General features: G+C 70.5%; 13 protein-coding genes. 3 read left to right on the top strand and 10 right to left on the bottom strand.

Translation table 11 applies throughout. The features are described from left to right. Positions 1-2: 2 nt before the first annotated feature. From G3I77_RS26605 to G3I77_RS26620, 4 genes are all read right to left on the bottom strand, one after another. Positions 3-1,169 (bottom strand): sugar ABC transporter substrate-binding protein, encoded by a 1,167-nt coding sequence (locus tag G3I77_RS26605; protein ID WP_248507806.1) that lies wholly within the window; start codon positions 1,167-1,169, stop codon positions 3-5. Between the two features lie 404 nt (positions 1,170-1,573). After that, a complete protein-coding gene (locus G3I77_RS26610) occupies positions 1,574-2,377 on the bottom strand; it encodes an alpha/beta fold hydrolase (protein ID WP_248507808.1) in 804 nt (267 codons plus the stop codon). Between the two features lie 86 nt (positions 2,378-2,463). Further along, complete coding sequence (locus G3I77_RS26615) at positions 2,464-2,922, bottom strand: DUF2267 domain-containing protein (RefSeq protein WP_374386821.1); 459 nt, start codon at positions 2,920-2,922, stop codon at positions 2,464-2,466. A 99-nt stretch (positions 2,923-3,021) separates the two neighbouring features. Further along, positions 3,022-3,447, bottom strand: a complete 426-nt coding sequence (locus tag G3I77_RS26620) for an Hsp20/alpha crystallin family protein (protein WP_248507810.1) — start codon at positions 3,445-3,447, stop codon at positions 3,022-3,024. 169 nt (positions 3,448-3,616) lie between these two features. Here G3I77_RS26620 and G3I77_RS26625 point away from each other — a divergent pair, with 169 nt between their 5' ends. Both G3I77_RS26625 and G3I77_RS26630 read left to right on the top strand, forming a co-directional pair. Then, positions 3,617-3,919, top strand: a complete 303-nt coding sequence (locus G3I77_RS26625; RefSeq protein ID WP_248507812.1) for a hypothetical protein — start codon at positions 3,617-3,619, stop codon at positions 3,917-3,919. Positions 3,920-4,262: 343 nt separating this feature from the next. Beyond that, complete coding sequence (locus G3I77_RS26630) at positions 4,263-5,675, top strand: alginate lyase family protein (protein WP_248507814.1); 1,413 nt, start codon at positions 4,263-4,265, stop codon at positions 5,673-5,675. Positions 5,676-6,165: 490 nt separating this feature from the next. Here G3I77_RS26630 and G3I77_RS26635 read toward each other — a convergent pair whose 3' ends face one another. Further along, positions 6,166-7,695, bottom strand: a complete 1,530-nt coding sequence (locus tag G3I77_RS26635) for an MFS transporter (RefSeq protein ID WP_248507816.1) — start codon at positions 7,693-7,695, stop codon at positions 6,166-6,168. A 73-nt stretch (positions 7,696-7,768) separates the two neighbouring features. Beyond that, on the bottom strand, positions 7,769-9,112 hold the full coding sequence (locus tag G3I77_RS26640; protein ID WP_282574002.1) for a DUF445 domain-containing protein: 1,344 nt from the start codon (positions 9,110-9,112) through the stop codon (positions 7,769-7,771). Positions 9,113-9,306: 194 nt separating this feature from the next. Here G3I77_RS26640 and G3I77_RS26645 point away from each other — a divergent pair, with 194 nt between their 5' ends. Then, the gene (locus G3I77_RS26645; protein WP_248507820.1) at positions 9,307-10,641 is read left to right on the top strand and encodes an SGNH/GDSL hydrolase family protein; all 1,335 of its coding nucleotides are present in this window, start codon (positions 9,307-9,309) and stop codon (positions 10,639-10,641) included. A gap of 70 nt (positions 10,642-10,711) precedes the next feature. On the opposite strand, the gene G3I77_RS26650 is transcribed toward G3I77_RS26645, so the two are convergent. From G3I77_RS26650 to G3I77_RS26665, 4 genes are read right to left on the bottom strand one after another with little or no spacing between them, the layout of a single operon-like run. Beyond that, a complete protein-coding gene (locus G3I77_RS26650) occupies positions 10,712-11,437 on the bottom strand; it encodes a DUF1707 domain-containing protein (RefSeq protein WP_248507822.1) in 726 nt (241 codons plus the stop codon). 33 nt (positions 11,438-11,470) lie between these two features. Then, on the bottom strand, positions 11,471-12,457 hold the full coding sequence (locus G3I77_RS26655; protein ID WP_248507824.1) for an ATP-binding cassette domain-containing protein: 987 nt from the start codon (positions 12,455-12,457) through the stop codon (positions 11,471-11,473). 1 nt (position 12,458) lies between these two features. After that, positions 12,459-13,280, bottom strand: a complete 822-nt coding sequence (locus tag G3I77_RS26660) for an ABC transporter permease (protein ID WP_248507826.1) — start codon at positions 13,278-13,280, stop codon at positions 12,459-12,461. Then, positions 13,273-14,073, bottom strand: a complete 801-nt coding sequence (locus G3I77_RS26665; protein WP_248507828.1) for an ABC-2 family transporter protein — start codon at positions 14,071-14,073, stop codon at positions 13,273-13,275. The genes G3I77_RS26660 and G3I77_RS26665 overlap by 8 nt, the downstream gene beginning before the upstream one ends. Positions 14,074-14,077: the final 4 nt, after the last annotated feature.

The raw sequence follows: 14,077 nt of genomic DNA on the forward strand, positions 1-14,077 counted from the left end.
GGTCATGCCCCGGACTTGATGAGGGACTCGAGGTCCTTCTGCACGGCGGTCAGTGCCTTCTTGGCGCTGCGCTCCTTGCCGAGCCAGAAGTCGGCGAGGCCGTTCGAGATCACGTCCTGCATCTCGTTCCACTCGGGGATGAACGGCGCCCGGAAGACGAACTCGCTCGACTCGGCGAAGACGCCCATGTCGACGTCCGTCTTCATCCACGACGGCTTGAGGAAGGCCTGGCTCTTCTGTACCTCCAGGTTGGCCGGCACGTCCTGGCCGGAGGCGATGATCTCCGTCTGCGCCTCGGGGGAGGTGAGGAAGTCGATCGCCTTGAAGGCGTTGTCGCGCTGCTTGGAGGTGCGGGAGATCGCCAGGCCGCTGCCGAACGCCGACACGGCCTGCTTCTTGCCGCGCCACATCGGCGCGATGTCCCAGCCGAACTTCACCTTCGTCAGGCCCGACATGACCCAGAAGCCGTTGGCGTGGGTGGCGACCTTCTGGTTGGGGAACGCCTGGTCGCCGCCGATGTCGGGGCCCATGTCGGCGTAGTCCGCCTTGCTCGGCACCACCTTGTGCTTGAAGACCAGGTCGCCCGCCCACTGGAGTGCCTCGACGACCTCGTCGCTGTCGACCGCGGGCCGGCCCTGGGCGTCGATGATGGTGCCGCCGTTCTGGTAGGCGAGACTCCACCACTGCGGAAACCATTCGGCACCGCTGTATCCCCACACCTTGCCGGGGACCGTCAGCTCCTTGAACGCGTCGAGGGTGTCGTCCCAGGTCCAGTCCGCGGTGGGGGCCTTGATGCCCTTCTTGTCGAACAGGTCCTTGTTGTAGAACACGGTGACCGCGCCGGAGCGGTCCGGGATCGCGTAGAGCTTGTCCTGATACGTGTAGAGCGAGCCGACCGGACCGAAGCGCTGCTCGGGGTCGAGGTTCGCCTTCTTGGCGAGGTCGTCGAGGGGCAGCAACTGGTTCTTGCTGGAGTACGTGTTGACGCTCTCGGCGACCTGCATGATGTCGGGCCCGGTGCCGCCGGCGATCATCGTCTGCACCTTCTGCGGGTAAGCGTCGCCCGGGATCAGCTGCAGCTTGACCTTCAGGTCCGGGTGCTTCTTGACCAGCAGGTCGATGCGGGCCTGATACGTCTTGCGGTCGGGGTCGCCGCCCCAGACCGTCATCAGCAACGGAGCGTCACTCGAGCCGCTGCCGGACCCGCACGCCGTCAGTGTGACGACCCCCGCCGCGACTCCCAGCCCCAGAAAACCCCGACGAGAAAACCGCGCGCTGTCAAGCGTCATGGCACTGCCCTTCCTTGAGACATGCACACGCCTTGAGGTCGCCCGGATGATCAGGCCGGACTTCGAATGGCGGTTAAAATAACCGTCGTTTTAAGCCAGCGACAAGACCTTGTTTCGTGTGGGTTCAGTTGTTACCCAGGGCTCGAGGCAGCACAAAAGCGGGCATCGACGGGGTTGTTGCAGGTGGACCGGCGCGGGTGCCGCGGCCGCTTCCGCTCGCGTGGAGCCGACTCCACCCCGTACGTGACCTGTTGCTGCGAGGCCGGCCCGGTGGACGGCGCCCTTCAGCCGGACAGGAAGGAGGCGATCGCCTCGTAGAGGCGGTCCGGCTGGTCCAGGTGGACGTCGTGGGCCGCGTCGGGGATGCGGGTGAGGTGCGTGGCGGCCGGGCGGAGGCGGAGCATCTCGGACGGTTCGTCGGGGCGCATCGTGCCGTGTTCGCCCTGGACGAGGAGCGTCGGGCAGGTGATGCGGGACCACTCCTCCCAGTAGGCGGTGGTGGCCAGCTCGGCGACCGTGTCGATGATCGTGGTGCGGTCCCAGCCCGGGTGCCAGCCGTCCGACCGCTTCTCCAAGGTCCTCGTCCATGCCTCGTGGCCCAGGAAGGCTTCCGCCTCCTCCAGCGACGTGAACGGGGTCGGCCAGCTGTCCAGCCAGGTCGCGATCTGTGCGGGGAGGTCGGGGGCCGGGCCCGCCGGGCCTGCTTCGATCAGGATCAGGGACTTCACCAGGTGGGGGTGGGACGCGGCCAGCAGCATCGCCGTGTGGCCGCCGAGGGACTGGCCCAGGAGGGCTATGGGGGCCAGCTCCAGTTCCTCGATCAGGGTTACGGCGTCCTGGACGTGGGCCCCGCGGGTCGTGGCCGCCGGTGTGCGGGTGCCGGCGCCGTGGCCTCGGGCGTCGTACGTCACCACGCGGTGGCCGTCGGCCGACAGTTGCGCGGCGAGGGTGTCCCACTCGCCCTGGTGGCCCGCCAGGCCGTGCAGGAGGAGGAACGTGACCTCGGGGTCCCCGGCGGGGCGGTGGTCTGCGTAGGCGAGGTGCGTGCCGTCGGGCGTGGTGAGGGTTCCGGACGTCGTGTGAGTCAAGGGGCCCCCGTTGTCGTGGACTTGACCGTTGCGCGTCGGGCCACCCCGGTCCGCCGAGGGGTGGCCGTCGTACGCGCTTGTGGAGCCTACGGGGCCGGCGTCAGGTCCGCTCTGCCGAACAGGAGGGCGTAGCCCGTGGGGAGTTGGGCCAGGATGCGGGTGACCAGGCCGTCGCCGATGAGGGGCGGCAGTGCGCTCAGGACCGAGCCGACGTCCCAGCGGGCCGTGGCGGGCGTCGCTCCGGGGGTGCGTGACGCGACCTCGTCCACGAATCGTGCTGCCGTGAGGCGGTGCGTGGCCGGGATCTGGGAGGCGATCAGCCGGGCGGCCTCCGCGGGCAGGGCGCGGGCCAGGTCGACCCGTTCGTCACCGGTGACGTGGGTGCCGAGGGCGGCCAGGACGGTACGGGTGACCTGTTCCGCCTTCGCCCGGGTGGGGTACAGGCCCGACTCGCGGATCGCGTCGACCATCCGGGGCCAGCCGTCGTCGTCGGTGGCGTGAGGGGCACGTCTCGTCGTCACACGGGGCACTGTCGTCGTGCTCATGTGTGGGGTTTTCCTCCGGGTGTGTGCGGGGGCGTGGGTGGGGTGTCGCGCCGCCGGGGATCGCCGGCGGCGCGACCGATCGGTGGGCGTGCGGTGGGGTCAGCTGCCGATCTGCCTGCGCGTGTCGCCGCCCGTGATCTGGATGCGGCGGGGCTTGGCCTGCTCGGCCACCGGGATGCGCAGGGTCAGGACGCCGGACTCGTACGAGGCGTCGATGCGCTCCGTGTCCAGGGTGTCGCCGAGGAAGAGCTGGCGCGTGAAGGTGCCGGTGGGGCGCTCGGCGACGAGGGGTTCCGCGCCCTCGGGGGCGGGGGACCTGCGCTCGGCTCGTACGTTCAGGACGTTGCGCTCGACGTCCAGCTCGATCGTCTCGGGGTCGATGCCGGGGAGGTCGAAGTGGACGAAGAAGTCGTCACCGGAGCGGTAGGCGTCCATCGCCATCGCCGACGGGCGGGTGGTGGCAGGGCCGAAGACCTGCTGGGTGAGTCGGTCGAGCTCACGGAAGGGGTCCGTGCGCATGAGCATCACTGGTCACTCCTCTCTTCAGGTGCAGTGGGTGCGATGCCCTACGGTCTGCTTCTTCTTATATAGCTCGGAGGAGGAAACTTGACAAGCCTGGGCTCAGGTTCGGGTTTCCGAAGCCCGAGGGCTAGCCTCAAGATCCCGAGCACGGCGTAGGACGCAGGAGGCAGACATGGCGAAGGTTCCCAGTGCGGTGGTTGCCGCGAGCGGACTCGTGGGCGGGTACGGCGTGGCCCGCTGGACCAGGCAGCGGCCGCTCGGCGGGGTCGTGCTCGCCGTGGCCGGGGTGGCGGCCGCGCGGCAGTGGCGGCAGCAGGCCGGTGGGGTGGCCGCGGGGGCGTTGTCGGCCGCGTACGTCGCCGCCTTCGCCGGGTCTCATCCGCTGGCGAAGAAGGTGGGTGCCTGGCCTGCCGTGTTCGGGGTGGCGGGGGCCGTGGGGCTGGTGTCGTGGGCGGTCGCGGACCGGCGCGGCTGACCGGCTGATCTCGGTGAGCCGGCGTGGCCGACCGGCTCATCTCGCGACCGGCTCATCTCGGCGGACACAGCAAAGAACCCGGCCCTGAATCCCAGGGCCGGGTTCTCGTTGGAGCGCCGGGCAGGCCTTGCACCTGCATTTCCCCACAGGAAGTGGGGCGTCTTTCCTTGGACCACCAACGCACTGTCCCCTCACCGGAGTTCCGGCGACTGGACGCAGATCAACTATAGCGCAGTTTCTGTTATCCCCTTCGCCGCCTGGCGTCTCCTCACCGTCCCCCGCAGGTACGCGACACACGACGCTGAGGTACGACGACGTGACACGACAGATCAGCCGCCGGAGCATGTTGAAGGCAGCGGGCATCGGTATCGGTGCGACCGCGCTCGCCACCCCGGCCGGCGCTGCCGGCGCCCCTCTCGTTCACCCCGGGCTGCTGCACACCCGTGCCGATCTGGACCGTATGGCGGCCAAGGTGAAGGCGGGTGCCAGACCGTACACGGCCGGGTTCGCCAAGCTCACCGCCAACCGGCATGCGCAGAGCGGGTGGCGGGCGAATCCGCAGGCCGTCGTGTACCGGGGGTCGGGTACGCCCGAGAACTACGCGACCCTCTACAACGACATCCACGGCGCCTACCAGAACGCCCTGCGCTATCACGTCAGCGGCGAGGAGGCGCACGCCGACACCGCTGTGGCGATCCTCAACGCGTGGGCGGGGAAACTGACCAGGCTGGAGGGCAGTGCCGATCGGTTCCTGGCGGCGGGGCTGTACGGCTACCAGTTCGCCAATGCCGCCGAACTCGTGCGGGAGCACGGGGACTTCGACCTCGCGCGTGCGCGGGAGCTGGTGCTGAACGTCTTCCATCCGCTCAGCGACGACTTCCTGACCCGGCACAACGGCGCCGTCGTCACCAACTACTGGCCCAACTGGGATCTGACGGCCATCGCCTGTGTGCTCGCGACCGGGATCTTCTGTGATGACCGGGGCATCGTCGAGCGGGCCGTGGAGTACTTCAAGCACGGGGACGGCATGGGGTCGGTGAAGCACGCGATTCCGGTCGTGCACGAGGACGGGCTCGGCGAGTGGGTCGAGGCCGGGCGGGACCAGGGGCATGCGCTGCTCGGGGTCGGGCTGATGGGCACGGTGTGCGAGATGGCGTGGAACCAGGGGATCGACCTGTACGGGTACGACGACAGCCGGTTCCTCAAGGGGGCGCAGTACGTGGCCAAGTGGAGCCTGGGCGGGGACGTGCCGTACACGGCCAACACGCGGAGGAAGGGGGCTATCGGGGGGTGGTCCGGGAGTGAGACCGCGTCCGATGTGGCCGGGGTGGATCCGGGGATGACACGCCCCATCTGGGCGATGATCGCCAACCACTACACCAAGCGGCGGGGGTTGGCGGCGTCGTATCTCACGCGGGCGGCGGCCAAGGCCGCACCTGAGGGCGGGGGCGGGGACTACGGGCCCAACAGTGGGGGGTTCGATCAGCTGGGGTTCGGGACGCTGGCGTTCACCCGGGACCGGATGGAGGAGGGGGTCGGGGACCTCTCGCCGAGTCCGAGTCCGTCCGGTGGGTCACGGGGTGCCGGGGGCGTCCGGCCGCAGGCGTCGGCGTCTCCGGTCGCCGGGGACGACCTTGCCGCGACCGGTTCCGGGGATGTGGCGGGCTGGGCCGCGGCGGCGGGGATCGGCGCGGTGGCCGGCGGGTTGCTGTTGCTGCGGAGGCGTGACCAGGTGCGGCGGGGTCCGGGCGAGTAGCGGCTGGGGCGTTGCGGGGGCCGCGGGGCGGGGCGGCGGCGGTGGGGTGGCTCACCCGTAGCCGCAGCGTGCCGGCACCTTGCTCGCGCGCCCGCGGTCCCTCACCCGTGGCCGTGGGGCGTCGACCGTCGGCTCGCGTGATCGCCCGCGGCCGCGAGGCTGTGACAGTCGGGCCATCCACCCGCGGCCGCGAGGCTACGGCAGTCGGTCGCCCGCCCCCGGCGGCGAGGCGCTGCTCCTTGGGGCGGGTTGCACCCCCTGCGGCCCGACTGGCCACGGCCAGGGCCGGTACGCCACCCGGCGACCCGCCCGGGCCATCCAGTGCGCACCCCGCACCGGCAGAAGCGGCCGCCCGCGGCCAAGCAGCCGCAGGCGGACAGCACCGTGCGAGCGCGGCAACTGCTCCGCGCTCGCACGTGCCGTCAGCCGCCGGGTGGACCGTGGCCGCACTCCGGGCGTCGGACCCGGGCGTCGGACCCGGCGGTCCGCCCTACGCCGTCGCCGCCCGAGTCCCCTCCGCATCGGGCCCGCCCTCGGGACCACCCTTGGAATCGTCGGCCGTCCCGCCGCCCGCCGCCGTCAGCGGCCTGGCGATGTCCTCCAGGGAGCGGCGTTCCGCCTTCACCGCCAGGAGGGCCGCCACCAGGCCCGCCAGGCACATCAGCGTCGCGCCGATCGAGAAGGCGAGGACCGTGTCGCCGACGACACCGGATTCCGTGAGCTTGGCGAACAGGAGCGGGCCGCTGATGCCGCCGGCGGCCGTGCCGATGGCGTAGAAGAACGCGATCGACATGGCGCGGGTCTCCATCGGGAAGACCTCGGAGACCGTCAGGTAGGCGCTGGAGGCGCCGGCCGAGGCGAAGAACAGGACCGCGCACCAGCAGGCCGTCATCGTGTTCGCGCTGAGGGAGCCCTGGTCGAAGAGCCAGGCCGTGCCGAAGAGGAGCAGGCCCGAGACGAGGTAGGTGCCGGAGATCATGATGCGGCGGCCGACCGTGTCGAAGAGCTTGCCGAGGAGCAGCGGGCCGAAGAAGTTGCCGATGGCGATGACGGCGAAGTAGTAGCCGGTGTTGCCGCTCGGGACGTCGAAGAACGTCGTCAGGATCGCGCCGAAGCCGAAGGTGATCGCGTTGTAGAGGAACGCCTGGCCGATGAAGAGGGAGAAGCCGAGGACGGCGCGCCTGCGGTAGTCGGAGAAGACCGTGCGGCCGATCTCCAGGAAGGAGACGCTGCGGCGCTGGTGGATGGTGATCTCGCCCTCGGGGCGCGGCAGCGGATCGTCCCGCTCCTCCTCGACCTTGCGTTCGATGGTGGAGACGATGCGTTCGGCTTCGTCGTCGCGGCCGTGCATCAGGAGCCAGCGCGGGCTTTCGGGGACGTGCCGGCGGACGAGGAGGATCACCAGGGCGAGGACCGCGCCGAGCGCGAAGGTGAGGCGCCAGCCGACGTTCGCCGCGAAGAGGTCGGTGTCCAGCGCGACGATCGACAGCAGCGAGCCGAAGACCGCGCCCAGCCAGAAACTGCCGTTGATCATCAGGTCGGTGCGGCCGCGGTACTCCTTGGGGATCAGCTCGTCGATCGCGGAGTTGATGGCCGCGTACTCGCCGCCGATGCCGAAGCCGGTGAGGAAGCGGAAGAGGAAGAACCACCAGGTGTCGAAGGAGATCGCGGTGAGGGCCGTGGCCCCCAGATACACCGCGAGGGTGATCATGAAGAGCTTCTTGCGCCCCGACTTGTCGGTCAGGCGGCCCCAGAAGAGGGCGCCCAGGCAGGCGCCCGCCACGTACAGGGCTGCCGCCATGCCGGTGACCTCGCCGGAGGTGATGGGCAGGCCGCTGCCGGGTTCCGACAGGCGGCTCGCGATGTTGCCGACGACGGTGACTTCGAGACCGTCGAGGATCCACACGGTGCCGAGGCCGATGACGATCGTCCAGTGCCAGCGCGACCACGGGAGGCGGTCGAGGCGGGCGGGGATGTCGGTGGTGATGGTGCGGCCGTTACCGGCTTGGGCGATGGTCATGGGCTCCCTCCGCATCGAGCGAACCCGGACCTAGTGCCCTGAGCGGTTTCTCCTACGCCCTGTGCTGCCTTCCTCACGCCCCCAGCGCGTGCGACACCGTGTAGATCAGCAGGCCGGCCAGGGAGCCGACCACCGTGCCGTTGATACGGATGAACTGAAGGTCGCGGCCGATGTTGGCCTCGATCTTCCGCGTGGTGTGCTCGGCGTCCCAGCTCGCCACCGTGTCGGTGATCAGGGAGGTGATCTCCGTGCGGTAGGTGGTGACGACGTAGACGGCCGCGCCCTCCACCCACCCGTCGACCTTGTCCTGCACCTTGCGCTCGGCCGCCATCCGGGAGCCCAGCGACAGCAGCGACGCCCGCACGCGCAGCCGCAGTTCGCTGCGCTCGTCCTCGGCCGCCGCGACGATCATGGATCGTACGGCCGTCCACGCGCTGGCGATGAGGTCCTGGACCTCGCCGCGGCCCAGCACCTCGCCCTTGAGCCGCTCGATCCGGGCGCGGGTGTCGGTGTCGGACTGGAGGTCGGAGGCGAAGTCGGTGAGGAAGCGGTCGAGGGCGCCGCGCGCGGGATGGCCGGGCATGTCGCGCATCTCGGTGACGAAGCGCAGCAGTTCCTTGTAGACGCGCTCGCCGACCTTCTTGTCGACGAACTTCGGGGTCCAGCCGGGGGCGCCGCCCTGCACGGCGTCCATCACGGAGTCGCTGTGCAGCACGAGCCAGTCGTGGGCGCGGGTGACGACGAGGTCGACCACGCGCTTGTGGCCGCCGTCGGCGACGACCTTCTCCAGCATCTTGCCGATGCCGGGCCCGATCTCCTGGGCATTGGCGCGGCGGGTGATGGCCTCGCCGACCACGGCCTGTACGTCGGAGTCGCGCAGGACCGTCAGGGCGCCGCGCAGGGCGGTGGACAGCTCGGCGGTGACCCGGTCGGCGTGTTCGGGGACCGCGAGCCAGGCGCCGAGGCGGCTGCCGATGCCGACGGCGCGCAGCCGCTGCCGTACGACGTCCTCGGAGAGGAAGTTCTCGCCGACGAACTCGCCCAGGGAGACGCCGAGCTGGTCCTTCTTGGTGGGGATGATCGCGGTGTGCGGGATGGGGATGCCGAGCGGATGCCGGAAGAGGGCGGTGACGGCGAACCAGTCGGCGAGCGCGCCGACCATGCCCGCCTCGGCGGCCGCGGCGACATAACCCGCCCAGGGGCCGGCGCCGGAGTTCTGCGCCCACTTGGCGAGGACGTAGACCAGGGCGACGAACAACAGCAGACCGGTGGCGGTGAGCTTCATCTGCCGCACGCCGCGCTGTTTCTCCTCGTCCGCCGGGCTGAAGGTCGTCATCGCACGGTTCACGGCGACGCCGGGGCGGGCATGCTGCCCTCCGACATCGGTGCCCTTTTGTGCTGCTTTCGTCCGTTCCATCCGCTCCACCCGCTTGGTGATCCCGCACACATTGTCCCTTCCTGACCGACTCCTGGAACGGAACAGGAGTTCCCGGCGTCTGTCGGGAGGGGGTAATGCCATGGGGTCCTGTGAGCTCCCCCCGGCCCATGCCGCATCATGGGCACATCAGATCGGAGCTTTGGGCTCCCATCGCCCGAGGAGAACTGAACAGCATGACCCGAGGACGTGGCTACGCCCTCCTGGCCCTGGTCGTCGCAGCGATCGTGGCCCTTTCCACCGCCATATACGTCGGCGTGGGGTCCGACGACGGCATGCGCAACCGGAACGCCCTCGGCGACGGCCGCGCCCCTCACAACTCCGCCGCTCCCGCCTCCACCGGCACCTGGGTCGGCACCTGGTCCACATCTCCCTCCGCCGCCGAACCCGGCACCGAGACCACGGGCATGGCGGACCGTTCGGTACGCAACATCGTCCACACCAGCGTCGGCGGTACGAGTGCCCGCGTGACGCTGTCCAATCTCTACGGCCAGTCGCCGCTGAGCATCACGCGGGCGACGATCGCCGTCTCCGCGGGCAGCGGTACGGCGGCGGCACTCGCGGACACCATGCGGCAGCTGACCTTCAGCGGCGGCCCCACGGTCGTCATCCCGCCCGGCCGTCAGGTGATGAGCGACGCGGTCCGGGTCCTCATTCCGCACGACTCCGACGTCCTGATCACCACGTACTCACCGACCAGCTCCGGCCCGGTCACCTACCACCGGCACGCCCGGCAGGTCTCCTACGTCGCCCAGGGCGACCACGCGCAGGACACGACGGGCACGCCCTACGCCGAGCGGACCGGGTCCTGGCGGTACCTGACCGCGCTGGACGTGCTGAGTAACGAGTCCGAGGGCACGGTCGTCGTCCTCGGCGACTCGCTGACGGACGGCATCACCTCCACGCCGGGCACCAACAGCCGGTGGACCGACGTGCTGTCCGACCGGCTGCGCTCCGAGATCGCGGCCGGGCGGGAGCTGCCCCGCTACAGCGTCGTCAACCAGGGCATCAGCGGCAACCAGGTCCTCGCCGACGGGCTGGGCCGCCCCGCGGACAACCCCAGCGGCCTGAACCGCTTCGGGCGGGACGTGCTGGAGCGGACGAACGTCAAGGTCGTCGTCATCGACCTCGGCGTCAACGACATCCTGCGCAACCCGCGGCTCGCCGACCCGAACGCGATCCTCGCCGGGCTGCGCACGCTCGTCGGGCAGGCCCACGCGCGAGGCGTGAAGGTGGTCGGGGCGACCCTGATGCCGTTCTACGGGCACCGCGGGTACACGGAGGCCCGGGAAGCGGTACGCCAGACGATCAACGCGGAGATCCGCGCCGGACGGGTGTACGACGCCGTGGCCGACTTCGACCAGGCGCTGCGTGATCCGTACGACCCGCGGCGGCTTCGGTCCGACTACGACTCCGGAGACCACCTGCACCCCAGCGACCTGGGGTACGCGCGGATGGCGGAGTCCTTCGACCTGGAGACGCTGAAGGGGTCGGCACCGGCGGAGCTGTAGTCCCGCCCCGTCCCCTCCCGTCCCGTGCCCGTCGCCTGTCCGCAGGCGGCGGGCACACGGCTGCCGGGGCTCAGAGCTCCCCGTGCCCATGTGGCCGCCGCGGCTCGTCCAACTCCCGACGGCCCGCCCGCCCCTCCAGCTTCTCCTGGCGCCGCTCCTCCCGGATCCGCAGCTTCTCCGCCCGGGTCAGCTTCCGCTGGACCCCGACGCCGCCCCACAGCGCGAACCCGGTCACGATCACCCTCGGGGCGCCCGGCTCCCCGGGCACGCCCTCCTCGCGGTGGTCGAAGCCGCCCATGATGCCGATGCCGCGGACGACGACCTCGACCCCGGGCGGCACGATCACATCCACCCCGCCCATGATCGCGATGGCGTTGATCTCGACCTCGCGGTCCGCGAAGTCCGCCTCGCGCAGGTCGATCTCCCCGCCGCCCCAGAAGGCGAAGCAGGTGAACCGCCGGGGCATCGTCCAGCGCCCCTTGCGCTGGAAGCCGGACATCACCGCGACGGCCCACGTGGAGGACCCCTCACCGCCGACGATCCGCCCGGACCAGTCCGTTCCGGCGGCGGGATCCTTCGTCAGGGACACCGGCGGCCCGGTGACACCCGGAACCGGCAGGTCCCGGGTGATCGGCGCCAGTTCCCCGTACGTCCGCGCCTTGTACGTCGCGTCGAGCCGCTCCTCGAACTCCTCCATGTCGAGGCGCCCCTCCGCGAGGGCGTCCCGCAGGATGCCCGCGACCTGTTCACGGTCGGCGTCGGAGGCGCGGAGGTCCGGGACGGCGTCGTCGGTCATACACAGCAGATTACGAGCTCACCCCGCCCGGGGCTACGAGATCGCCCGCTCGGCCTGATCCGCGTACATCTTCGCGATCACCGCCTCGATGTCCGGCTCCCGCACCGACAGGTCCACCAGCGGGTACTCGGCCGCGATCCGCGCCACGAGCGGCGCCGCCGACTCCCCCGCCGGGAACGCCAGCCACTGGCGCGGGCCCTCCACACGGACGACCCGCGCGGGCGCCGGTGCCTCGATCGGCGGCAGCTCCCGCTCCAGGTCCACGACCAGGGTCCGCTCGCTCTCCCCCACCTCGTGCAGCCCGGCGAGCGGGCCGTCGTACATCAGGCGCCCGTGGTCGATGACCATCACCCGCCTGCACAACTGCTCGATGTCCTGCAGGTCGTGCGTGGTCAGCAGCACCGTCGTGCCGCGCTCGGCGTTCAACTCCCGCAGGAACTCCCGCACCTTGGACTTGGAGACGACGTCCAGCCCGATGGTCGGCTCGTCGAGGTACAGCACCTCCGGGTCGTGCAGCAGCGCCGCCACGATGTCGCCGCGCATCCGCTGGCCGAGGGAGAGCTGCCGTACGGGCACGTCCAGCAGGTCGCCGAGGTCGAGGAGTTCGACCAGCCGGTCGAGGTTCTCCCGGTAACGGGCGTCCGGGATGCGGTACATGCGGTGCATCAGCCGGTAGGAGTCCAGCAGCGGCAGGTCCCACCACAGCGTCGTACGCTGCCCGAACACCACGCCGATGCGGTGCGCGAGCCGCGTCCGCTCCCGGGAGGGGTCGATGCCGGCCACCCGCAGCCGGCCCGCGCTGGGGGTGAGGATGCCGGTCAGCATCTTGATCGTGGTGGACTTGCCGGCGCCGTTCGGCCCGATGTAGCCGACCATCTCGCCGCGTTCCACCCGGAAGGAGATCGAGTCGACGGCCCGCACCTGCCGCCGCTCCCGCTTCATGAAGCCGGTCTTCCTGCGCACCTCGAAGACCTTCTCGACACCGTCGAGTTCGATGAACCCGCTTTCCGAACCGGTCAACTCAACTCCCTGTACTCCGGTACGAACGAAGCCCCGTCCGCCACGCCATTCCCGCCAGCGCGCAGCAGGCAACCGCCACCAGCGGCGACGCGAACGCCGCCCACCCGGGCAGCCCGATCGGGTACGGCCGCCCCAGCACATGGGCGGCGGGCACCCAGTTGACGAAGGCCAGCGGCAGCATGAAGGTCACGCCCCGCACCAGGTCCTTGCCGAACACCGTCGGCGGATACTGCAACAGCGTCGTCCCGCCGTAGGTGAAGGCGTTCTGCACCTCGGCGGCGTCCTGCGCGAAGATCTGGAAGGCCGCGCCCGCCACGAACACCGCCGAGAAGATCGCCGCCCCGCTGATCACCATCACCGGCACCAGCAGCACCTTCGGCGCGCTCCAGTCGACGTCCACCGACACCAGCGCCCAGCCCAGCACCACCGCGCCCTGGGTGACCCGGCCCAGCCGGCGCAGCGCGAACCGGTCGGCCCCGACCTGGGCGAGCACCGGCGCCGGACGCACCAGCAGCGTGTCGAACGAGCCGTCGCGCATCCGGGCGCCCAGGCCCTCCATCGACCCGAGCACCAGATCGGTGATCCCGAACGACGTCACGGACAGCCCGTACAGGAAGGCGACCTCGGGCAGCGACCAGCCGCCCAGCGAGTCGACCTGCGAGAACATCAGCAGGATCCCGACGAAGTCCAGGCAGGTCACCGTCAGGTTCCCGAACACCGTGACGACGAAGGAGGCGCGGTAGGTCATGCTCGACCGGATCCACATCCCGGCGATCAGCCGGTAGGCCCGCAGCCCCTCGGCCACGGCACTGCGCTCACCCACCCTGCACCACCACCCTGCGCGTCGCGGCCGACTGCATCAGCCGCCCCGCCGCCAGCAGCACCACCGCCCACGCCGCCTGGAAGGCGAACCCCCCGAGCGGATCGGTCTCCCCCATCAGCACGTCCGCCGGCATCTGGATCTGCGCCGCCCAGGGCAGCACCCGCACCACCTCGCCGAGCACCCCCGGGAAGGCGTTCAGCGGCAGCACCATGCCCGAGAAGAAGACCCCCGTGACCATCATGACCTGGCTGACGCCCATGCCGTCCATCAGCCAGAACACGCTCAGGGCCGCCAGGTAGCGGATCGCGAAGCTCACCACCGTCGCCAGCAGCAGCGTGACCGCGAAGGCCGCCCACGGGACGACGTCCGTCGGCAGCGCCATGGGGAAGAAGACCGCGCCGAACACGAACGGGATCACCCCCCGCCCCAGCATCTGGAACAACGCCCGCCCCACATCGCCCGCCAGCCACCACAACTGCAGATCGGCCGGCCGGTACAGATCGACGGCGATCTCACCGGTACGGATGCGCTCCATCAGGTCCTTCTCGGCACCCCCGCCCTGGATGGCGAGCGTCGCGTAGAGACACTGCCCCAGCCACACATAGGTCACGGCCTGCGTTTGGTCGTACCCCCCGAGATGCGGCTTCTCGTCCCACAGCGCCAGATACGTGTAGACGAGGATGACGCCGAAGACCGTGTTGGTGAACACCCCGGCCACGGTCGCCGCCCGATACGTCGCGTAGCGCCTGAAACCCCCCGCCGCGACAGCCGCGTACAAGCGTCCCGAGCCCACTTCC

It is taken from the genome of Streptomyces sp. D2-8, assembly GCF_023184515.1.
Lineage (GTDB): Bacteria > Actinomycetota > Actinomycetes > Streptomycetales > Streptomycetaceae > Streptomyces.

Bases quoted from the DNA above. Each gene is read 5' to 3' on its own strand.
- G3I77_RS26645 (WP_248507820.1), top strand. From the start codon at position 9,307: ATGACCCGAGGACGTGGCTACGCCCTCCTGGCCCTGGTCGTCGCAGCG.
- G3I77_RS26635 (WP_248507816.1), bottom strand. From the start codon at position 7,695: ATGACCATCGCCCAAGCCGGTAACGGCCGCACCATCACCACCGACATC.
- G3I77_RS26605 (WP_248507806.1), bottom strand. From the start codon at position 1,169: ATGACGGTCTGGGGCGGCGACCCCGACCGCAAGACGTATCAGGCCCGC.
- G3I77_RS26615 (WP_374386821.1), bottom strand. From the start codon at position 2,922: ATGAGCACGACGACAGTGCCCCGTGTGACGACGAGACGTGCCCCTCAC.
- G3I77_RS26630 (WP_248507814.1), top strand. From the start codon at position 4,263: ATGTTGAAGGCAGCGGGCATCGGTATCGGTGCGACCGCGCTCGCCACC.
- G3I77_RS26640 (WP_282574002.1), bottom strand. From the start codon at position 9,112: ATGGAACGGACGAAAGCAGCACAAAAGGGCACCGATGTCGGAGGGCAG.
- G3I77_RS26620 (WP_248507810.1), bottom strand. From the start codon at position 3,447: ATGCTCATGCGCACGGACCCCTTCCGTGAGCTCGACCGACTCACCCAG.
- G3I77_RS26650 (WP_248507822.1), bottom strand. From the start codon at position 11,437: ATGACCGACGACGCCGTCCCGGACCTCCGCGCCTCCGACGCCGACCGT.
- G3I77_RS26625 (WP_248507812.1), top strand. From the start codon at position 3,617: ATGGCGAAGGTTCCCAGTGCGGTGGTTGCCGCGAGCGGACTCGTGGGC.